This window comes from uncultured Flavobacterium sp. (assembly GCF_963975515.1).
GTDB lineage: Bacteria > Bacteroidota > Bacteroidia > Flavobacteriales > Flavobacteriaceae > Flavobacterium.
Window position 1 is genome coordinate 134,008 of the sequence record NZ_CAXBGY010000004.1, and the last position, 21,458, is coordinate 155,465.

Here is a 21,458-nt window from a genome sequence, read left to right on the forward strand (position 1 = left end):
ATGAGGTTTTTTAAATTTTAAGTTCAATGTAATTAAAATTTATATACTTTTAATGTGACTTTTTTTATTATGATGTGTCTTAATGAAAAAGAGTTATAAATCTTTAAAGTGAAAAAATATCTTGAATTCTCAGATGATGAATTAGTTTTGCAAATTAGTAAAACTAATAACACTTCTATGTTTGGTGTTTTGTATGATAGATATGAGCACTTAGTTTATAATAAATGTTATGGCTTTGTTGGTTCTGTTGATGAAGCAAAAGATTTAACACAAGATGTTTTTCTGCATGTTTTTATCAAATTGTCAACTTTTAAAGGGCAATCAAAATTTTCAACTTGGCTATATTCAGTAACTTATAATTTTTGTGTTAATTATCTAAATAGAGATAAAGAGAGAGATATTAGTTCTAAATCTAATCAGGTTGAAGAAGAATATAATTTGTCAGTAGAAGTTAGTGATCATAGTTTATATCAAATGCGAGCAGATAAATTAGAAAAAGCTTTAACTATTATTTCCCCAGAAGACAAAATGATTTTGCAATTAAAATACCAAGATGATGTTTCAATTAAAGAACTTCAAGAGGTTTTAGAATTGTCTGAAAGTGCTATTAAAATGAGGCTTTCAAGAGCAAAAACTAAAATTGCAGAAGTTTATAATAATTTAGAATTATAAAAAATGGAAAAAGACAATCCTTTTAAAAAAATAGGTATTCCTCCTCAAGAAGTACCAAAAGATTTAAAGAGAAAAGTAATGGACGATGTAAATTCCATAAAATTTATTATGGAAGTAACTAGTTTGTTTTCTTCAAATTATGCAGCTACATTAGAAAGTTTCTTTAAAACAAAAAAACCAAACAATAATAAACCTAACTCAAACTAATTATGGAAATTTTTAATCAATTAAAAACTGATACTTTTAACTCTTTAAACTCATTGTTCTATAAGATAGGAGAAGGTTTTATTAGTTTTGTTTATGCTGTCCTTATATTAATTGTAGGATGGCTTATTACAAAATTCATATTATTTATTCTGTCAAAAGCTTTACATGTGGCTAAAATAGATAAGCTTACAGATAGAATTAACAAAGCAGAAGTTTTTGGAAAAGAAGGAATAAAATTTAATATTTCAACGGTAATTTTAAGTTTTGTAAAATGGATATTAGTTCTAGTTTTATTCATTATAGCTGCAGATGTAATGCAATGGACAATTATTTCTGTTGAAATTAGTAACCTTTTACGCTATTTGCCAAAATTATTTAGTGCAATCGTGCTGTTTATGGTTGGTCTTTATATTGCAAACTATGTTAGAAAAGCAATTTATGGAATGTTTAATTCATTTGACTTAAGTGGTTCAAAGATTATTAGTACGGCTGTTTTTTATGGAATTGTTGCTTTAGTAACTATAACTGCTCTTAATCAAGCAAATATTGATACTACTGTAATAACTAATAACATTACAATTATATTAGGAGCATTATTACTGACATTTGCATTAGCTTTTGGATTTGGATCAAAAGAGGTAATCGAAAAATTACTACTGTCTTTTTATTCAAGAAAAAACTATGAAATTGGTGATAGAATTAAAGTTAATTCTATAGAAGGTACAATCGAATCTATGGATAATATTTGTATCACTATTATTACAGAAACAGGAAAAACAGTTATTCCTATAAAAGAAATTGTCGACAACAAAGTAGAAATTATTAAATAAAATATAGAAAAAAAAATGAAAAAAAAATTACATATTGCATTATTTTTGTTAGTTGGTTTCAGCTTTTATGCTCAAGATAAAATTAAAATTAAAGGAAATAAAGAGGTTATTACAACAACTTTCGATTTAGCTAATTTTGAAACATTAGAAATATATGATGATTTCGAAATTACATTTTCATCAGGAAACAGTACTAATAATTGTACAGTTACCGCAGACTCTAATTTGCAAGAAACTATAGTTTTTGAAACAGTTGGAACCGTTTTAAAAATTCATACAGATTATAAATACACTTCTAAAAAGAAATTAGAAATTGTAGTAAATGGTAAAGATATAAATTCAGTTATTCTTCATAATAAAGCAGAAGCAAATCAAATAGGATTTATTAAAACACCTAACAGTTTTTCAATTACAGCTAGCGATAATTCAAAATTTAAGCTTGATGTTAATGCCAAAAACATAGACTTTAGACTGAATAATAATGCTAAAGGCGATTTCGTTTTTCAAGCAGATTCAATCAAAATGGTGTTGAGTGATGAAATTGACACTAAGGGTCTTGTAAAAGCTAAATATTGCAATCTTCAAATGTATAACGATGCTGAACTTGATTTGGAAGGAAGTACAACTTTTATGAAAGCAATTTTGGTAGGAAAGCCGATTTTAAGAGCAAGAGAGTTTGTAAATAATAAGTTAATTATAGAACAATCAAATTCGTCTGATGCTTATGTAAATGTGCAAGATAAAATAAATATCTTTTTAACTGATAAAGCTAAGTTATACTTGTTTAATTCTCCAGAAGTAAAAATTGAAGGCATACGAGATAATGCTCATATTATTAAAAAGAATAAATAATTGTAACTTTTTAAAGATATTTATTTCAATATAAATGAAAACAAAAAACGCTAAACAAATACTTGTTTAGCGTTTTTTTTATGAAGTTTTAATAAATTATTTTCTAATTATAAAACTCAATTCAACTCTTCTTGCTTCAGTTTCGTTCTTGCTTTCATAATCAATTCCATGAAATTGAGATAATATTCTACTAGGATGAATTCCATTTGAAACTAAATAGCGCTTAATAGTTTCTGCTCTTTTAAACGATAATTCCTGATTATAAATTGCATTTCCTTTATTGCTGGCAAATCCTTTTAAATAAACATCTAAATTTTCATTTGAATTTAATAGTGTAATAATTGAATCAATTTTCTTAGAATTGTTAATTTCACTTGAATTGTTTTCGAAATAAACCTTCTCTTTAAACCCACTAAATTTACTCTTCAATAACTCATATTTAGAATTTGTATTGTTTACATAAACTGTATCTGTTTTAGTTGTTGCTTTATCAGAATTATTTTTAGTTGTTTGATTGTTGGATAAATAAATAACTTCTTTATTCGTTTTATTAGCTGCAAACAACGAGTCTATTTTACTTTCTAATCGTTCAATAGCCTTAACGGTAGAATCGTTGGTATTGTTATTCGCTGTAATTGCTGCTGAAGGAACAATTATGTTTTTAGTACTTGTTGGTTTTTTATTTTCAACTACTGTAGGTTTTTCATTAGTTTCTTTTAAATTAACAGATTTAACAGGCTTATATGTTTTGTTTGACAAATAGACGGTGTCTTTTGTTTTAGGAGTTGCGTCTACTAGTTCCGTTTTATAAACAGTGTCAGTTGTGTTGTAAATAGTTTCTTTTAAACTATAGATAGTGTCTCTTATATAGACAACTTTTTCTGTTATAGGCACTTCGTTACTGTCTTTTTTAAGGATGAAATATTCGGTGTTTATTTCTTCTGTTGTGTTTTTCGATTCGAGTAAATTTGTTAAATACTTTAGTTCCTTTTCTAGTGTTACTAATTTTGAATTTACTTTAGATAAATCTACGTCTGATTTCGTATTTGTAACAACATTAGTTTTTTGAGATAGCAAATAGTTTGCATCTCTTTTTGCTCTAATTTTCTGAATTAAGTGAATTAAATTTTCTTCAGAAATTATTATTTCTCCTTCTTTACCTTTTGATTGACTGTTTGCATTAAAAGAACAAAAAAGTATAGTTAAGGCTAGTAGATATTTAAACTTCATAATTAATAGTTTTACCTTTTAGACACAATAAATAGATAAAAGTCACTTTTGTTAAAATAATATGTGACTTATTCTATTTTGTTGTGTCCTAATATAAATAACTATAATAATATAATCAAATGAAAAAAATTTTAATAGTGCTTTTTGTGGTTCTAACACAAATAGCTTGTGATAAAAAAGGAAATTCTTCTTTAGAAACAAAAGCCGCTGAAACTGTTACTGTTGCTCCAGATTATGAGTTACAGCTGACTTTAGAACAACAAGAAGAATTAAAAGCTCATATAATTGATTTGTCAAGAAAAAAAGATTCGTTACAAAGTGTGTTAAAAAGCACTAAAGAATCTATGTCAAGAATCAATGATTCAAAAATTGATAAAGGTATAGAAGGTGTAAATACAAAATTAAATGAACTTAAAGGTCAAAAAGAAAATTTTGAAGAGCAAGTTGCTTTGCAAAAGAAAGAGACTGAATTAGCCTTAAAAAAAGTTGAACTTTTAAACCAAGAAAAAGTTGTTTATGATGCTCAAAGAAAAGCATTATATGACAAAGGTGCTGCACCAAAAGACTTTGTAAAAGTTGATTCTTTATTAGCAGGTATTAATGGGAAAATAGGAACTGAAACCAAAAAAGTTAAAAACCTAAACAGAAACGTTGCAGATGTAGAAGAACAAATTGTTTCCATTGTTGATAAAAGAAGTTTTTTAAGTGCTAAAATTAGAGAAAATTATAATGCTCAAGAAATTTTTAGCGAATATGCTAAAGAGGAAGAGAGTGTTATTACTTCAAAAATTGATGCTATAGATAAACAAATTTCAGAGTTGTCTTCAAAAGTAGCAGATATTAATACAACAGTAGTCGGTTTAAATGATGATATAGCAACTAAAGAAGCTACAGATTTAGAAACACAAATCGCTGCAGAAAATGATAGTAAAACAAAAAACAGACTTCTATTTGCTTTAATTGCTGTAGGAATTATTTCTCTTGTTTTTTATGTTTTATACGTGTTAGGAAAAAGAAAAAAAAATAATAAAACAAACAAATAATCATGGCAGCAAAAAAAGATACTAGCAAAAAAAGCACATCAACTTTAGATACACTTAAGAATTTCTTCGAAAATGTTACAGAAAATGTAAAAGAAGGAGCGACTTTAGTAACAGAAAAAATAAAAGATAATTCAGCAAAAGTTTATGTTGCAAGTGCAGAATTAGTGGAAGAAGCTAACGAAAAAATTCACCAATATTCAGATAAAGTTTCTTTGCAAAAAGAGCAAAAAAGAATTGAAGCAAGACAAACAGAAATTGTATCAGAGTTTGGTGCAATTACATTGAGTCATTATATTAAAAGCGGAAACTTACATAAAGCATTTTTAACAAATAAATCTGTTGAAGATGTGGTTAATGAATATAAGTCGAATGAAAAAGTGTTAATTGCTATTGAGAAAAAAATCAAAAAATTAAACTAAACAATCATGAGAAATTTACTTTTACTATTATATTTAATAATTAATGTGTTTTTGTATATTCTTAATATGGAATTATTTAATTCTGTAGTTGATGTTGATTTTGGATTTGCAATCGTTTCTTTCATGCCGTTAATTTTACTTCAAGTAGTAGGATTGCTTTTTGTGTTGTCTTTTTATTTTTTAGATAAGAACAGAGAAATCACAAATCTAAATGCTGTTCAGAAGTTAACAGACCAAAAGACAATTTTAGAAAAAAACATTGAAATAAATAATTTAAAATTTGCTAATCAATTAAAGGCTTCGAATGTTGAAGCTCCTATTGAGACTACAGTTGAAGATTCAACAGAAGTAATTACAAAATAATTAAATAAAACAAAAATGAAAACCAAGATAACCGTACTCTATTTATTACTCTTTTGCAATCTTGCAAATTCACAAGTAAAAGACATAAGCTTTACTTTATCTCCTTTTGCAGATTACACTTTCTGGGACAACAAATCGGGATTAAATGATGGAGCTTTAGTAGGAGGAAAGCTTGGTTTTGGCTTTGGTGAATATATTGAATTAAGAGCCATTTACGCTCAATCCTTAAATTTGAAAACCAATTTTAATGATTTTGGAATTGCAGGTTTCTCTGAAGACATGTTTGTTTCACAAGACTTAAAATTAACACGCTGGGGTGGAGAAATTAAAGCTAATATTGGAACAGGAAGACTAAGTCCATATATAACAATTGGAACTGGAATTCAAAATATTGAATTAGATAACAATACAGATTTTGATCAAATTTATGCTAATGCAGCCATTGGAATAAAGACCAAGATAACCGATAGAATTGTATTTACACTAGAAGGTAAAAACACCGCTTTTAACTTTAATTCGGGAAAAAATTTATTAACTGAAGCAAATAAAACTGCTTTAGGAGTTTCTGACAGTGATTTTTCAACGGAAAGATTGTATAATTGGTCAGCAAATGCTGGTTTACAGTTTTACTTAGGTGGAAGAAAACCGGGAACGTTAACAGAACTAGACAAAGCTTACCTTAACAAGTTTAAAGGTGGTTTTAAAGGGTTGCAAATAATTTTTGAACCAAGTGTAAACTATATTACTTTTGATGATAAATCTAACTTTAGAGACACTTATTTAATTGGTGGTTACGCTGGTTTAGATTTTAATCAATATACTGGTGTTAGAGCCTTTTTCTTTAGACCTACTCAAGATGATCAAATCTCAACTAACTTAGATAGATTTTCTATGTATGGATTAGAATTTAGAGCAAGATTAAATGATGGAAATGGTGTTACACCTTATTTAATTTTAGGTGGTGGTTATTTAAATACACTTAAAGGTTATGAAGGAAAAAACGGATCCAACTTTGATAGTCAGGAATTTGCTTCTGCTGGTTTAGGATTAAATATTCCATTAAGTAAGCACATTTTGATTACTGGTGGTGCAAGAGGAATGGTTACTTCTGGTAGTAATGTAGAAGATTTGTCTTCTCCAGATAAATTACAAACTCATATTATGTATAATGCAGGTTTAAAATTGACTTTTGGTAAAAAATCTAAAAACCCGAATGATGTTTATAACGATCAAGTTGATGATGCTTTATTAATACAAGATGAAGAAAGTCAAAAAAAATATACTGAAAAATCTGCTCTTCAAAAAGAGGAAAATGATAAATTGTTAACCGAATTAAAAGAAGGTTATCAAACTAAATTAGATTCTTTACAAACAGAATTAGAAATTGCAAAAACGAATAATGATGTTGCAAAAGCTGTTGAAGTTTTAAAACAAAAAAAAGAAACAACTAACGCAATTGAAGAAGTTAAAAAAGTAGAAAATATTGCTAAAGTTACTAATGAAACTGTAATAGTTCCTAAATCGAAAGACACTTTAGAAGTTCAAAAAGTAATTATAAAAGAAGTCAAAGCTACTAAAGTTGATGCAAGTCAGCCTAAAGAGTTAATAAAAATGTCTCCAGCAGAATTAGAAATGCTTATTGATAAAATTTTAGATAAAACTGATCCAGTTTCAAAAGAAAAAAGTAGTTCTAATGAAATAGAGTTATTGAACAAAAGAATAGAAGTCTTAGAAAAAAAGTTGCAAGAAAAAAATACTTCGGCAACTAAAAAGACAGCAATTGAAAAACCAAGCACAGAACCTGTTAAGATAACTAGAAAAGTAACTCTTGATACAGAAACTGGTAACATTACTACGGAAATTATTAAAAGTAATACTGTAAAAGCTGATAAAACCATTCAAAAAGCAACAATTGTAAAAGATTCAATTAAAAATAATAAATAGAATTACTTCAAAGTTTAATTTTATTTCACCGCATTTTATAAAATTTCCGCAGTTAATTCTGTGTTAATTTTGCAAACTGCGGTTTTTAAATTAAATATAAATCGTTATATTCTCATAAATTTGAAGAATAAAAATCCTTAAATAAAATAAAAAAAAATGAAATTTAAAATAGTATTAAATAAAGCAACAACTGTTGAAGAAATAGAGAATTACTGGACGAATCAAGATTATGTAAATCTTTTAGAATTATTCAGTTTTCCTGATGCAAACACAATCAAGCCTGAAAATTTGAGAGAAATGCTTTTTATGGCAATTGCAGATTTTGAGCCTAATGAAGCTGCAGAAATTGTTTTAGCCTATAAACTTTCTGAAAATTTAAATGAAGGACAAATTGCACAAATATCAAATGATATGTTGATTGATAAAGTGTGTGAAGAATATCCAGAAATAGATTTGCATTATCATTTATATAGCGTTAATCAGTTGTTATTTAAAGCTTACAACGGAAAGTTCTTAAACTGTAAAGCAACAGTTGTAGATTTTTCAATTACTTCTTTAGATAGTTTTGATGGTGAAATTACAAAAGAGATCGTTTTAAAATCGTTTAACAACGGAATTTCAGACAGAAATGTAATTAAAAGATTGTTTTCAGACCAAATGACAACGGAAGAATCCTTTGAACAAGCTGAAGATATTTTATGGGAATTAAACAAAAAAGATGCTACTAACTTTACATTTATAACTTCTGAATATTGGTTGGATAAAGAAGAATTAATGGCTTCAGAATTTGAAGGAGATTGTTTATTAACAGAAGACGAAGAAGAATAATCGTAATTTTACTTCATAAAAAAGCCTCATTTTAACGAATGAGGCTCTTTTTATTTCCATTAAATAATTAACTGATTTGTTACTTAATTTGTTTTCCTTTTAAAGTATTTACAAATAATATTGTTCCTAGTTTGTCATATAAATTAAAAGTCTCAATTCCTTTTGATTTAATAGAACTTTCGTGAAAACCTAGAATAGTTAAATCTGCATATTTTGAAGTTTCATTAATCAATTCAATTTTGTCTATTGTTTCATCAATTGGAATAACAATAATGTTTTTAGAGGAAATTGGTAATCTTCCTGAAGAAGTTAATTCTATTAAGTTTGCTTTTTCTTCGTCAATATTTTCTTTGTTTACGGCTGCAAATATTTTAATTTCTGCACCTTTCCAGTCTTTGTGACCTAAAATTATGTAAGAAAGTAATATCATTAAATTGGCATTTTCATAATCTTCCTTCTTAATCCAAACATGAATTTCGTTTTTGTATCCAAATCCTTTATCAGAACTAGCCAAAATACATAAATCATAATTGGCACTTTGAACCAATTTGTAATTATCAAGCACATCTTCTAACCATTCCGTTGTTCCTTTTTTAAATTCGAACATCATCATGTTATTCGAATGACCCGAAATTCCAGGTTGTTGAATAGCTTGTACTATAGCATTTGTATTTGATGGAGAAATTATAGTTTCTAAAAACACATTTGAATTAGTATTGTTCGCTATTTTGATTAATTTCTCTAATTTTTCATCAGCCACTTCTTTAGAATGTTTAGAAAAATAATCTTTTTCATAATGAATGTAAGTTCCAAATCCATATCGATCAGAAATCCATTTCATCATTTCAAAGGCAGTTAATCGTTCAAAAGAATCTTTAGATAAACATAAAACACCTGGACGCCAATAATCATCTGATTTTTCTTTGTCTGTTTTTTGTAAAAACACTTGTAAGTTTCTACTAAATTGATGAATCACACCCTGAAATATATTAGCCATTCCTTTTTTTGATTCATTTTTTTGTGTGATATAGAAGTAAATTCCAACCATCAATAAAATAGATGCAAAAGCATAAACAGTGTTGATTTTAAACATTAGATAAACACATAAAATTGCACCCATCAAAGACAAATACCATTTCGATTTAAACGAAGGACGATAAGCTGGGTCAGCTGCAAAATGTTGCATAAATGAGATTAAACATAGTGAACCATAAGTTACCATAAAAAACATCGAAATAACTTCGGCAACAGCATTTACATCACCCATCATTACAAAAACTAATGCAATTACACTGGTTAATATAGTAGCGTTTCTTGGTTCGTTTTTATTTGGAGTTCCTTTGGCGACCCATTTGTTTACAGAATCTCTTGGAAAAACATCATCACTCCCTATGGCTTGTAAAGTTCTTGGTGCAACCATGAATGATCCTAATGCAGACGAAATCGTTGCTGCAGCTAATCCTAAAGGAATAATTGGTCCCCAAAGTGCAATCTTACTCATTACCAATTGATCATTTACCAAATCGGCAGGTGAAGCTGAATAAGAAAGTTTTAAAGCAATAAAAACATAAATAACCATTCCAATTAAGGTAGCGGCTAAAGTTCCCATAGGAATAGATTTTTTTGGATCTTTTAAATCACCAGATAATCCAACACCTGCTGTCATTCCTGTAAAAGCTGGAAAAATAATTGCAAAAACTGCAAATATTCCAATTTTTGAATCTACATTTTTAAACAACATAGAACTATCATAGGTTGAAGCATAATCTGTTGTTCCAAAAAAGAACATCACTAAGGATACGAATAAAATGGCTACAACTACATAAAGGGCTTTCATTCCTAAATCAGCACCTTTTGTAACCATTAGTCCAATTAATAAGATTAATGCAGGAACACTGAAGATTCGATTGTCATAAATTTCATAACCAAATTCGGACAATACCCATGGCTTAATAGCTTCAAAAGATTCTGCAAAGGCAATAATATAAAAGGCTACACTAATAGCTTGAGAAAGATATAAGGCAATTCCTATAGAAGCACCAATATTTACACCAAATGAACGTGAAATAATGAAATATTCTCCACCACCTTCCACTTTTTGGTTGGTTGCAATTTCTGCCAAAGCCATTGCTGTTGGAATGGTTACCATGTGAGCCACTAGTATAATTAACAAAGTACCTGCAAAACCAACTTCTCCAACGGCATAACCAAAACGCAAGAACATTACTGCTCCAAGAATGGTAGATATTGCTGTTAAAAAAACCGGTAATGTTCCAAAATTAGCTTTTAAGCTTTGTAAGTTTTTTTCCATAGTAAGATTTATATGCTTTAATAGGACACGATTTTACTCGAATGTCACTATTTTGATAAAAGTAATTAAAATAAAATAAAAAAGTCAATTTCTGTTTTTTTGAAATTGACTTTTTTATTGTTGAATAAATTTTTATTTTACTTCGAAATATTCTTTACTCGAAACGGGTTTCCCATCAGCTGAAAAACCTTCAATTGAAATTTCAAACTTCCCTTTTATATCAGATGTAAAAAAAGATATTTCTTTTTCATTTTCTAAGTCAATAGTTGGATTCCAAAGTAATTGATATCTATAATCTGGAATTCTTTCAAATTTTGAAACATCTGAATAATTTTGTTTGTAATAATACTTTGTGGTTAAAGGTCTTTGTATTTCGGTTTTTAAAATAAAATCACCTGTTTCCTTTAATTCGTAGTCAAATTCTTTGGTTATAAAATTAATAAGACCATTATAAATCTTTGAGCCATAAACATATTTTTCAGTAATGTATTCAACTTTGTCTATGTTTTTAGTGTTATATTCAAACAACTCCTTTACATTTTGAATTAATAGACCGTCGATTAAAACTAAAGTATATCCACTATCAACACCATTTGATAGTTTATCTCTTAAGTTTATGGTATAAACACCATCTTTTTCTTTAAAAAATGTATTAGGAAGTATTTCAATGATTGTTTCTTTTAAAGTAGAAAATCTAGTGTAATCATCTAAAGAAATTGTTTTTTCAAGAGGAAAATAAAAGGGTTTATTGCTTGGTTGGTCTTTTATAGTGTCTTTTTTAATAGAAAAATAAGCATTTTCAATTTGATTCGCTATTGATCTTTTTTCTATTATTTTTTTTAATTCAGTTGAAACTTCCTGTATAGGTTGAAATTGGAATTTCGAAAAATTAATAGCACGATTTGTTACTTCAATTGTATAGTTTTTTCTAGCGTCATCAACAACTTGTAGCGTAGCGTTTGCTTTGTTTGGTAATTCATCTAAAATAAATATAAACTCTCCTTTTTTATTTGTGTTTGTTAATTTGAATTCAAATGATTTTCCAGGAATTGATAATGAGATGGTTTTGTTTTCGATAGTATTATTAGCGTCAACTGAAGTTATTTTTCCCGAAATTACTTCACCTCTTACTTCTGGTAAAGAAGTAACATTTTGATTTAAACTTTTAGTATTTTTTAAATTAGATAAAAATTTTACGGAACTAATTGATTCGTTCTCAGTAGAGTCATTCACTTTTCTAACGGATAAAGAATAATTTCCTTTATTTGTTTTTTTAATAATTGTGTTTATTGAAAGTTTTACTTCTTCTCTTAAATTATAATTTTTCTTATTCAAATTGATTTGAAGTCCATCTTCATTTTTAACCAATGGGGTAGTGCTAAATTGAGGAATTAGAATCTTGCTTTGAAATGGATTTATGATAGTAATATCAGTTTCAAACATATTAGACTTTGAAAAATTCATCATCCAATTTGTGTATCCAATTAGTTTGTAGGCTCCAGAATTTGCAGAAGTTGGGATGAAAATATCACCTTGAGCAACACCATCTTTTAAAAGGAGTTTTTGTTTAGAAATACTGGTTCCGTCTGTGTCAAAAATTTCTACGTAAGCAATTTTGCTTATTGTGCTATAGGTATGATTAATAGAATTTAAACAATATAGCTTGTAGAATATAGACTCACCAACTAGTATAGTTGGATTATTTATATGCAAATAAATAGATTCATTAACAGAAGAATCAAAAGTTTTTACATCTCTTGAATTTATATTAGTTTGAGCCCAACTATTTATTGAACACATTGAAACTAAAGCAAAAAGAATTATTTTTTTCATTTATTGTTTTTTTTATTTTTTTATTGCCAAAAGATTGGTGGAATGTTTGACCCAATTGATCTGCAATCTCCACATTCGGGAGGAACCATTCTGTAAATGTTTGCAATTCTTTCATATAAGATTAAATTTCCTTGCCTTGAGGTTATTACTAAATTTGTCAAACCAAAAGGAGGTGTGATGCTTAATGCAGGATCTTTAAGTAGTTTGCTATCGTAATCTAAAATATCACATTTATAGAAATATGGTGGCTCTAACTCTTCTGGAAAGATGTCTTGATAATTAAAGAAAATTCTTTTTTCAGACACTGTTGATACATCAAAAAAACCAATTACTTTCTCATTTTTATTTTCAACAGCACTAAGGTTACCATTTATAAACCCTGGTTGGTTAGGTGATAAAACATTATCAGTTTCAGATAACTTTTTTAAAGTTTTATAATAAGTGTGTGAAGCTAAGTTTTGTATGTATTGTTTTATTAAAATTGTATATCTATCTGCAATGATGAAATTATTATAACTAATAAATCGAATTGATTCGTCCTTTATCCTATCTTCTATTAGAGACGTTGTGTTTGATAGTATTATTTGATTGTTTTTATCTGTTTTAAAACAAGTTTTAGACGCTCCATTTCTTTGGTGTTGCGTTAAAGCATATTTTATTTTTCCTTTGGAAGGATCGTCATATTCAGCATTTCCAAATATTTGTAAACTATCAGGTGCCCAAAAGGGTACAGTAAATCTATATGTTTCCTCATACTCATATCTGTAATATTTTGATGAATTAGTTGGGTCAAAACTATTTGCAGTTATGTCAACACCTCTAACACCAAATTTATTTTTTACAGATGCTTCTATTGAAGTTAAGTTGTTCTCTGTTGTTAATTTTTCTCTTGTAGAAGTATATTGTTTACCGTTGCTTGTATTTACAAAAAGCTGATATTGTCTTTCAGACATTGCTTGAAATTCAAATTCAGAAATGTATTTATCATTTATTTCATTAAAATTGTATTGATTTCCTAAATTATCTGTTATAAAAACCGTTGCGTTTTTTTCAATTTGAGGTTCTTTTTCTTCTAACTGAAACGTTCTACTTATTTTTATTTCTTGTTTTTTTAGTTCGTTTGTAATAGTTGCTTCAATGACAAGTATATCTTCAAAAGTATTTGATTGAAGGGCATAAGGTTCTGTGCAACTAATTGTCACAATAAATAAAGTTACTATAAGTGTTACTTTTTTCATTTGTTAAATTCTTATTGCCAAAAATCCGGAATTACATTTGATCCAACTGTTCTACAATCGCCACATTGAGGAGGAACCATTTTAAATATTGGATCTTCTCTTTCGTATAATATTAACTTACCACTTCTTGTATTTATTACCAAATATGTTAAACCATCAAAAGGAGTTTCGCCGACCGTTTTCTTCTTAGTCCTATCATAAGTTGAAATTTCACAATCATAAAAATAAGGTGGCTCAGGTTCACCTGGGAATAAATCGTTATAATTGAAAAATATTCTTTTTTCAGACACAGAGGAAATATCAAAAAAACCAATTACTTTTTCATTTTTGTTTTCAACTGATGAAATATTGCCATTTATAAATCCTGGCTGACTTGGAGATAATACATTGCCAGAAGCAGAAATATCTTTTAATGTTTTATAGTATGTATAGGATGCTAGGCTTTGAATATATTGCCTAACTTTAATGCTGTATCTATTGGCAATGTTATAATTGTCTTGACTTATAAAACGAATAGAGTAATCTTTAATTTTGTCTTCTCCTGTTAAAGTTGTGTTTTCTAAAATAATATCATTTGAAACTTCAGTTTTGTAGCAAGTTTTTGATTCTCCAACTCTTTGGTGTTGAGTAAAAGCATATTCAATATGACCAAGTGCTAAATTCCACTCTTCAGCATTACCAAAAATTTGTAAACTATCTGGAGCCCAAAAAGGAGCGATTGTTTTATAAGTTTCTTCATATTCATATCTGTAATATTTTGAAGTTCCTGTTGGGTCAAAACTATTAGCCGTTATATCTACTCCATTTACACCAAACTTGTTTTTAACAGTTGCTTCTACAGAAGTTAAGTTATTTATAGTAGTAAGCTTTTCTCTAGTTGAAGTATATTGTTTTCCGTTGCTTGTATTTACAAAAAGCTGGTATTGTCTTTCAGACATTGCTTGAAATTCAAACTGAGAAATGTATTTGCCATCTGTTTCATTAAAGTTGTATTGATTTCCTAAATCATCAGTAATGTAAACGGTTGCATTTGTTTCAGGTTGAGGTTCTTTTTCTTCTAATTGAAAAGTTCTACTTATTTTTATTTCTTGTTTTTTTAGTTCGTTAGTAATAGTTGCTTCAATAACAATTGCATTCTCAAAAGTATTTGTTTGAAGGGCATAAGGTTCTGTGCAACTTACAGCTGTAATAACTAGTAATAGTAATACTATTTTTTTCATAATTTCATATTTATTCCCAAAAATCGGGAACTTCTGTTGACCATAATCGATTGCATTCTCCGCAAATTGGTCTTGTTGTTAAATAATTGCCGTCTAAAAATTCAAAATAAATTTGTAAATTATACTGATAGTCTTTAAATAAAGCATATTTTCCCCATCTACAATATGGTGGTGTAGTTTTTGGAGGAGGTGTTTTTTCGCAGTCTACAACTGGGTAAAAAGCATAATACTTTTCAACTGGACAGTCAAAAGGATAGTTTGGTTCTGCTTCACCATCAAAAAAATCATTATAATTAAAAAATAATCTTTTGCTTGAAACAGTTGAGACATCAAAAAAACCAATTACTCTTTCAGCATTGTTGTCCTTGTTTTTAATATTACCATTTATAAATCCGGGTTGATTTGGTGATAAAACACTACCTGATGAAGATAAATCTTTTAATGTTTTGTAAAAAGTATAGGCTTCTAAGTTTTGAATATATTGTTTAACTAAAATGCTGTAGCGATGTGCAATTATTGTATTTTTTTGAGGAATAAATCGGACCAAAAAATTTTCAATTCTATCTTCAGAAACTGCCGTGTTGTTTTTAAGCAGAATTTCATTAGAATTCACAGTATTATAACAAATAGAACTATCATAACTTTTTGTTGTAGTAGTAATAGCAACATCAAATGTAGTAGTGTTGTAATTAAAATTTAAACTATCAGATGTCCAATAAGGAGTAACAATTTTATAGGTTTCTTCATATTCAAAACGATAATAATTGGACGTTTTTGTAGGATCAAAAGAATTAGTTGTTATTTCAATTCCTTCAACTCCAAATGAGTTTACTCGATTAGCATTTATTTCTGTTATTGGAGAATGTGTAGTAAGTTTTTCTCTAGTTGAACTATATTGTTTACCATTACTGGTATTTACAAAAAGTTGGTATTGTCTTTCTGGTATTGCTTGAAATTCAAATTGAGAAATGTATTTTCCGTTTTCTTCTTCAAAATTATATTGATTGCCTAAATCATCAGTTATATATACAGTAGCATTAGTTTCAAAAGAAGCTACTTTCTCTTCTAATTGAAATGTTCTTGTTATTTTAATTTCCTGTTTTCTTAATTCATTTGTTATAGTAGCTTCAATAACCAATACATCTTCAAAATTATTATTTTGAAAGCCATAAGGTTCTGTGCAACTAATTGTCACAATAATTAATGTTAATAAAAAGATTATTTTTTTCATTTGTTAATTTATCATTGCCAAAAACTTGGAATAATATTACTTCCTGTTACTCTACAATCACTACATTCGGAACTAAATGTACTTACATTGGGTTGAGAGGTTGTTTTGTATCTCAGTATTTTTTTTGTTCTAATTTTAGTTGCAAAATCGGTTAGTCCAAATACAGGAAAACCGGTTGGTCCTCTAAATAATGTTGTGTCATAAACTGTTTCAACACATTCATATGGAAAATCAGGTACTTCCGTATTAGGAAATAAATCACCAAAATTGAAGAATATTCTTTTTTCAGAAACAGTAGATACGTCAAAATAACCAATCACTTTTTCGTTATTATCACTAGTGTTTTTTATGTTTCCGTAAATAAACCCAGGTTGACTTGGTGATAAAACAGAACCAGAGCCAGAAATGTCTCTCAATACTTTATAATATGAATATGAGTTAATGTTATGTATATATTGTTTTACCAAAATACTATATCTGTCAGCAATAATAAAATCGTCTTGACTAATGAAACGAATGGAATAATCACTTATTCTATCTTCTGCATAAGACGTTGTATTGTTTAAAATAATTTCAGTGGATTTAGTAGTTTTAAAACAATTTTTAGATTCACCAGTTCGGTCTACTATATTAAAAGCATAAGTAATATGTCCATTTAAATCCCAGTATTCTGCATTTCCATAAACAGTTATGCTGTCTGGAACCCATTGAGGAACAGTAAAACGATGTGTTTCTTCATATTCATATCTATAGTATTTTGAAGTTCCTGTTGGGTCAAAGCTATTTGCTGTTATATCAATGCCATTAACCCCAAATTTATTTTTAGCTGTTGCTTCAATAGAAGTCAAATTATTAACTGTTGTAAGTTCCTCTCTTGTTGAAGAATATTGTTTTCCGTTACTAGTATTCACAAAAAGTTGGTATTGTCTATTTGGCATTGCTTGAAATTCGAATTCCGAAATGTATTTACCATTTGTTTCATTAAAATTATATTGATTGCCTAAATCATCAGTAACATAAACAGTAGCATTAGCTTCGGTTTGAGGTTCTTTTTCTTCTAGCCTAAAGGTTCTGCTTATTTTTATTTCTTGTTTCTTAAGCTCATTTGTAATTGTTGCTTCAATAACAATAGCGTCTTCAAAAGTACTTGATTGAAGCGCATAAGGTTCTGTACAACTTGTTATAGCAATAATAACTACTAATATTGATAGTATTTTTTTCATAACTTAAATTTTATTGCCAAAAAGAAGGCACTTCTGTTGACCATAATCTATTGCATTCCCCACAAATGGGAAAAGTGGTTAAAAATGAGGCTGTATCTCCATCATAACCTGCATATATTCCTGATTTATAAGTAACTAATTCTAGATATAATGCATATTTTCCATATTCGCAATATGGTGGTATATCTTTGTATGGAGGGTTTCTATTGCAATCTACAACTTCAAGGTATTCACTATATCCTTTTGGTATACACTTAAAGGGATAATTGTTTTCAGATTCTCCTTCAAAAAAGTCATTATAGTTAAAGAATATTCTTTTTTTAGAAACTGAAGATACATCAAAAAAACCGATTACTTTTTCGGAATTATCTGTTCTATTATTCATGTTTCCTTCAACAAAACCTTGTTGTTTTGGGGATAATATATTGGTATTTGTATTTGATAATTCTTTTAATTTACTGTAAAATGTATGTGCTTCTAAATTTTGGACATATTGCTTTACTAAAATACTATATCGGTGAGCAATTATTGAGTTGTTCTGAGGAATAAATCTAACTGGAAAATCAGTTATTTTATCTTCTGAAATAGCTGTTGTATTAGCAAGTAATATTTCGTTTGAATATTCGGTGTTATAACAAACTTTACTATTGTAGCTTTTTTGGGTTATCCAAGTAGATACAATAAAATTTGTAGGATTGTATGATAAATTTAAGCTGTCACTTGTCCAATATGGAGATACTATTTTATAAGTTTCTTCATATTCAAATCTATAATATTTTGAACTATTTGTTGGATCAAAGCTATTAGCTGTTATTTCTACACCATCAACTCCAAATAAATTAGTTGCACTTGCATTTAATTCTACTTGATTTGAAATTGAAGGTAATTCTTCAATTGTAGATTGATATTCTTTTCCGTTGCTTGTATTTACAAAAAGTTGATATTGTCTTATAGGTATTGCTTGAAATTCATTTTGAGAAATATATTTTCCGTTTTGCTCTTCAAAATTAAATTGGTTTCCTAAATCATCTGTTATAAAAACTGTTGCATTTTTTTCAAAAATTGGATCTTTTTCTTCTAATTGAAAAGTTCTAGTTACTTTAATTTCTTGTTTTTTTAATTCGTTTGTAACAGTTGCTTCTATTACAAGTACATCTTCAAAACTATCATTTTGAAAAGCATAAGGATCTGTACAACTTGTTAAAATTGTAAGAAGACTTATTGTCATGAAAGCTATATTTTTTTTCACTTCTTAAAATTTAAAATTATAAGTAATAGTCGGAATTGGAATAGCGAATATAGATGTCTTATAAGCTTTAATTTTTCCTTCATCTGTTACAAAAAACACAGAATAAGGGTTGTTTCTTCCTAGAACATTGTAAATAGATATGTTCCAAAAACTATGAGCTAGTTTTTTTAATTTATGATTTCCTTCAATATTTAAACCAATATCCATTCTATAATAATCTGGAATTCTAAATTTATTTCGATCACTATATAAGGTGTAATTTGCATTGCCATATTGATAAGATCCTACAGGATATGTAATTGGTCTACCTGTTTGATAAATAAAATTAGCAGAAAAACTGTATCTTTTAGTAAATCTATAGTTTAAAATGGCACTAAAATCATGAGGCTTGTCGTAGTTAGCAGCAAAGAATTCACCATTGTTTACTTTTTGCTCATTGAATTGGCCGTCTAGTTTTATAAAAGTTCTAGAATACGTATAACCAATCCACCCGTTTAGCCTTCCAGATTGTTTTTTAAGTAAAAATTCTATACCATAAGCCTTTCCTTCTCCTTGTAATAACTCTGTTTCTACATTGCTGTTTAGCACTAATTCTGCACCAACTTTATAGTCAAGAATGTTATTTAACTTTTTATAATACCCTTCAACACTTACTTCATAAATGTTTTCTTTAAAGTTTTTATAGAATCCTAATGAATATTGTGATGCTGATTGAGGTTTGACATTTAAATCAGAAGTTTTCCATGTATCTAAAGGAGATTGTGTTGTGTTACTTGATAAAAGGTGTAAATATTGAAAAGTTTTATCATAACCACCTTTTATTGCCATGTCTTCTGAAAGTTTAAAACGAGCAGAAATACGAGGCTCAAATCCTCCATAAGTTTTTATAACTTCGTTATTTTTAAAAGTCTTTGTTTCTACTAAAGTAGCTTCGCTAATTGGAAGACCAGCTTCATAAACATTTTGATTCGATTCTCCTAAAGATACAAAATAAGAATATCTTGCTCCAACATTAACAGTAAATCTGTCATTAACCTTAATTTGATCATTAATAAAAATACCAGATTCTAATCCTTTTTCTCTATCAACTCTTTTGGATATTATTAAAGATTGTTCACCTAAGGGTCTAATTTCTCCTGGATCTAGTTTATAATGCTTGGTCGAAATTCCATAATTAAACTTATGTGTTTCACTAAAGTTAGTGTTGAACTTTAATTGCAATTGTGAATCATTAATTTTATACCCATATTTAAAAGAGTTAGATAAACCATTATCATAATCGATGTTGAATTTATACTGGCTATTTGAAAGATTTGCTGTAAAATTTGTTTTATCATTTACTTTATGTTTCCATTTAACAGTCGCTAATGTGTTATTGTAATGATAAATTGAATCAGATGATATACTAAATTCATCATCACTATAATAAAGAGTGGTTTCAAGTTCGTTTTTATCATTTATTATATGGTTGTATTTTGCAATTCCATCATAAAAAGAGGCTTTACTGTTCTGTAATTGTGAATCTTTTAATGTGCGTAAAATCCAACCTGAATAGGTAGCTCTTCCTCCAAGTAATAAGCTAGATTTGTTTTTAACTATTGGTGTACTTACAGTTATGTTGGATGTTACTGGGCCAATTCCACCTTCTCCAGTTAGTTTTTCTAAATTTCCATTTTTTGTTGAAATGTCAAATACAGAAGATAATCTACCTCCAAATTGAGAAGGAATACTTCCTTTATAAATATCAGCACTTTTTATAGTGTAAGCATTTATAGATGAGAAAAAACCAAAAAAGTGAGCTGGATTATACAAAACGGTATCGTCTAATAAAAATAAGTTTTGATCTTCTTTTCCTCCACGAACATTAAATCCTGATGAGCCTTCTCCAACACTTTTAATTCCAGGAATTATTGTTGCTACTTTTAATATGTCTCTTTCGCCAAGAACCATTGGAACACTTTTAATTTCTTCTGATGTAATGGTTGTAACTCCACTAGTTACACTATTGATGTTTTGTTTTTCTTTTCCGGTAAGTACAATTTCATCAAGTTGGTTGATTTTTTCTGTCACAGAAAAGTTTAATTTTCCATGATTATACATCATTACTTTTTTGAATTCACCTAAATAGTTTAACGAAACAACTTCTATTTCATTCAAACCAGCAGGAACACTAATGGTGTATTTTCCATTATCATCGGTAACGGCATTTTTTAATTTATCGGAAGTTCTTACAACAATGTTAGAAACGGGTTCTCCTGTTTTTTCGTTTTTTATTATTCCAGATAATATATACGAACTTTGAGAACTGTTTTTAGATTCTTTACCAATTAGTACAATAGAACTATTTTTTTTGTTTTGATATTGTTGATAAAAAACGGGGTCATTGTTGTTGTTAATTGTTTCAGTTTTTACCGTAGTTGTTGTTATTATAGTTTCAGGAATCTTGTCATAAATAATACTGTTTTTTGTAAGGATGATTTTAGTATTATCAATGAAGTAATTTAGATTAGTTTCTCTAAATGAATCATTTATGATTTCATCTAAACTAGCATTAGTATAAATTTTGGAGATAGTTATATTGCCTTCAGTAATCCAGACATCGTTGTAGAAAAATTTATAATTTGTTTCTGATTCAATATATTTAATTACATCAGAGATTTTAGAATCTTTAAACTCAACGGAAAAAGTTGGATTTTCTATTTGCGAAAAAACAACTTGAGACAGAACGAAAAAGAAAAGAATGAATATTTTTTTCATGTTTTTTT

18 protein-coding genes are annotated in these 21,458 nt (G+C 28.0%); 9 read left to right on the top strand and 9 right to left on the bottom strand.

Going from position 1 to position 21,458, the window contains the following annotated elements:
* The first annotated feature begins 108 nt into the window (after nt 1-108).
* From AAC008_RS07005 to AAC008_RS07020, 4 genes are read left to right on the top strand one after another with little or no spacing between them, the layout of a single operon-like run.
* Nucleotides 109-672: a sigma-70 family RNA polymerase sigma factor gene (locus AAC008_RS07005; RefSeq protein ID WP_339888312.1), complete on the top strand. Its 564-nt coding sequence runs from the start codon at nt 109-111 to the stop codon at nt 670-672.
* A 3-nt stretch (nt 673-675) separates the two neighbouring features.
* Nucleotides 676-879, top strand: a complete 204-nt coding sequence (locus AAC008_RS07010; protein WP_339888314.1) for a hypothetical protein — start codon at nt 676-678, stop codon at nt 877-879.
* A 2-nt stretch (nt 880-881) separates the two neighbouring features.
* Entirely contained in the window at nt 882-1,709 is an 828-nt protein-coding gene (locus tag AAC008_RS07015; protein ID WP_339888315.1) for a mechanosensitive ion channel domain-containing protein, read from the top strand.
* 15 nt (nt 1,710-1,724) lie between these two features.
* Entirely contained in the window at nt 1,725-2,561 is an 837-nt protein-coding gene (locus tag AAC008_RS07020; protein ID WP_339888316.1) for a DUF2807 domain-containing protein, read from the top strand.
* A gap of 96 nt (nt 2,562-2,657) precedes the next feature.
* Here AAC008_RS07020 and AAC008_RS07025 read toward each other — a convergent pair whose 3' ends face one another.
* Nucleotides 2,658-3,791 (bottom strand): OmpA family protein, encoded by a 1,134-nt coding sequence (locus tag AAC008_RS07025; protein ID WP_339888318.1) that lies wholly within the window; start codon nt 3,789-3,791, stop codon nt 2,658-2,660.
* 119 nt (nt 3,792-3,910) lie between these two features.
* Here AAC008_RS07025 and AAC008_RS07030 point away from each other — a divergent pair, with 119 nt between their 5' ends.
* The 5 genes from AAC008_RS07030 to AAC008_RS07050 all read left to right on the top strand — a co-directional run bounded on the left by AAC008_RS07030 (nt 3,911) and on the right by AAC008_RS07050 (nt 8,388).
* Entirely contained in the window at nt 3,911-4,834 is a 924-nt protein-coding gene (locus tag AAC008_RS07030) for a hypothetical protein (protein ID WP_339888319.1), read from the top strand.
* Nucleotides 4,835-4,836: 2 nt separating this feature from the next.
* Nucleotides 4,837-5,253: a hypothetical protein gene (locus AAC008_RS07035; RefSeq protein ID WP_339888320.1), complete on the top strand. Its 417-nt coding sequence runs from the start codon at nt 4,837-4,839 to the stop codon at nt 5,251-5,253.
* Nucleotides 5,254-5,259: 6 nt separating this feature from the next.
* Nucleotides 5,260-5,616 (top strand): hypothetical protein, encoded by a 357-nt coding sequence (locus AAC008_RS07040; protein WP_339888322.1) that lies wholly within the window; start codon nt 5,260-5,262, stop codon nt 5,614-5,616.
* Between the two features lie 15 nt (nt 5,617-5,631).
* Nucleotides 5,632-7,560 (top strand): hypothetical protein, encoded by a 1,929-nt coding sequence (locus AAC008_RS07045; protein WP_339888323.1) that lies wholly within the window; start codon nt 5,632-5,634, stop codon nt 7,558-7,560.
* 156 nt (nt 7,561-7,716) lie between these two features.
* The gene (locus AAC008_RS07050) at nt 7,717-8,388 is read left to right on the top strand and encodes a hypothetical protein (protein ID WP_339888324.1); all 672 of its coding nucleotides are present in this window, start codon (nt 7,717-7,719) and stop codon (nt 8,386-8,388) included.
* Nucleotides 8,389-8,467: 79 nt separating this feature from the next.
* Here AAC008_RS07050 and AAC008_RS07055 read toward each other — a convergent pair whose 3' ends face one another.
* The 8 genes from AAC008_RS07055 to AAC008_RS07090 all read right to left on the bottom strand — a co-directional run bounded on the left by AAC008_RS07055 (nt 8,468) and on the right by AAC008_RS07090 (nt 21,450).
* On the bottom strand, nt 8,468-10,699 hold the full coding sequence (locus AAC008_RS07055) for an amino acid permease (RefSeq protein ID WP_339888325.1): 2,232 nt from the start codon (nt 10,697-10,699) through the stop codon (nt 8,468-8,470).
* A gap of 132 nt (nt 10,700-10,831) precedes the next feature.
* Nucleotides 10,832-12,532 carry a hypothetical protein gene (locus tag AAC008_RS07060; RefSeq protein WP_339888327.1) on the bottom strand — a complete coding sequence of 567 codons (1,701 nt, stop codon included), beginning with the start codon at nt 12,530-12,532 and terminating at the stop codon, nt 10,832-10,834.
* Nucleotides 12,533-12,552: 20 nt separating this feature from the next.
* Nucleotides 12,553-13,770, bottom strand: a complete 1,218-nt coding sequence (locus AAC008_RS07065) for a DUF4249 domain-containing protein (protein ID WP_339888328.1) — start codon at nt 13,768-13,770, stop codon at nt 12,553-12,555.
* Between the two features lie 11 nt (nt 13,771-13,781).
* A complete protein-coding gene (locus AAC008_RS07070) occupies nt 13,782-14,990 on the bottom strand; it encodes a DUF4249 domain-containing protein (protein WP_339888329.1) in 1,209 nt (402 codons plus the stop codon).
* A gap of 10 nt (nt 14,991-15,000) precedes the next feature.
* Nucleotides 15,001-16,221 (bottom strand): DUF4249 domain-containing protein, encoded by a 1,221-nt coding sequence (locus AAC008_RS07075; RefSeq protein ID WP_339888331.1) that lies wholly within the window; start codon nt 16,219-16,221, stop codon nt 15,001-15,003.
* Between the two features lie 11 nt (nt 16,222-16,232).
* The gene (locus AAC008_RS07080; RefSeq protein ID WP_339888332.1) at nt 16,233-17,444 is read right to left on the bottom strand and encodes a DUF4249 domain-containing protein; all 1,212 of its coding nucleotides are present in this window, start codon (nt 17,442-17,444) and stop codon (nt 16,233-16,235) included.
* Between the two features lie 10 nt (nt 17,445-17,454).
* Nucleotides 17,455-18,693 carry a DUF4249 domain-containing protein gene (locus AAC008_RS07085; protein ID WP_339888333.1) on the bottom strand — a complete coding sequence of 413 codons (1,239 nt, stop codon included), beginning with the start codon at nt 18,691-18,693 and terminating at the stop codon, nt 17,455-17,457.
* A gap of 3 nt (nt 18,694-18,696) precedes the next feature.
* Nucleotides 18,697-21,450, bottom strand: a complete 2,754-nt coding sequence (locus AAC008_RS07090) for a TonB-dependent receptor (protein WP_339888334.1) — start codon at nt 21,448-21,450, stop codon at nt 18,697-18,699.
* Nucleotides 21,451-21,458 lie beyond the last annotated feature (8 nt).

Bases quoted from the DNA above. Each gene is read 5' to 3' on its own strand.
- AAC008_RS07070 (WP_339888329.1), bottom strand. From the start codon at position 14,990: ATGAAAAAAATAGTATTACTATTACTAGTTATTACAGCTGTAAGTTGC.
- AAC008_RS07050 (WP_339888324.1), top strand. From the start codon at position 7,717: ATGAAATTTAAAATAGTATTAAATAAAGCAACAACTGTTGAAGAAATA.
- AAC008_RS07055 (WP_339888325.1), bottom strand. From the start codon at position 10,699: ATGGAAAAAAACTTACAAAGCTTAAAAGCTAATTTTGGAACATTACCG.
- AAC008_RS07015 (WP_339888315.1), top strand. From the start codon at position 882: ATGGAAATTTTTAATCAATTAAAAACTGATACTTTTAACTCTTTAAAC.
- AAC008_RS07075 (WP_339888331.1), bottom strand. From the start codon at position 16,221: ATGAAAAAAATAATCTTTTTATTAACATTAATTATTGTGACAATTAGT.
- AAC008_RS07080 (WP_339888332.1), bottom strand. From the start codon at position 17,444: ATGAAAAAAATACTATCAATATTAGTAGTTATTATTGCTATAACAAGT.
- AAC008_RS07060 (WP_339888327.1), bottom strand. From the start codon at position 12,532: ATGAAAAAAATAATTCTTTTTGCTTTAGTTTCAATGTGTTCAATAAAT.
- AAC008_RS07030 (WP_339888319.1), top strand. From the start codon at position 3,911: ATGAAAAAAATTTTAATAGTGCTTTTTGTGGTTCTAACACAAATAGCT.
- AAC008_RS07025 (WP_339888318.1), bottom strand. From the start codon at position 3,791: ATGAAGTTTAAATATCTACTAGCCTTAACTATACTTTTTTGTTCTTTT.
- AAC008_RS07065 (WP_339888328.1), bottom strand. From the start codon at position 13,770: ATGAAAAAAGTAACACTTATAGTAACTTTATTTATTGTGACAATTAGT.
- AAC008_RS07090 (WP_339888334.1), bottom strand. From the start codon at position 21,450: ATGAAAAAAATATTCATTCTTTTCTTTTTCGTTCTGTCTCAAGTTGTT.
- AAC008_RS07035 (WP_339888320.1), top strand. From the start codon at position 4,837: ATGGCAGCAAAAAAAGATACTAGCAAAAAAAGCACATCAACTTTAGAT.
- AAC008_RS07040 (WP_339888322.1), top strand. From the start codon at position 5,260: ATGAGAAATTTACTTTTACTATTATATTTAATAATTAATGTGTTTTTG.
- AAC008_RS07045 (WP_339888323.1), top strand. From the start codon at position 5,632: ATGAAAACCAAGATAACCGTACTCTATTTATTACTCTTTTGCAATCTT.
- AAC008_RS07010 (WP_339888314.1), top strand. From the start codon at position 676: ATGGAAAAAGACAATCCTTTTAAAAAAATAGGTATTCCTCCTCAAGAA.
- AAC008_RS07020 (WP_339888316.1), top strand. From the start codon at position 1,725: ATGAAAAAAAAATTACATATTGCATTATTTTTGTTAGTTGGTTTCAGC.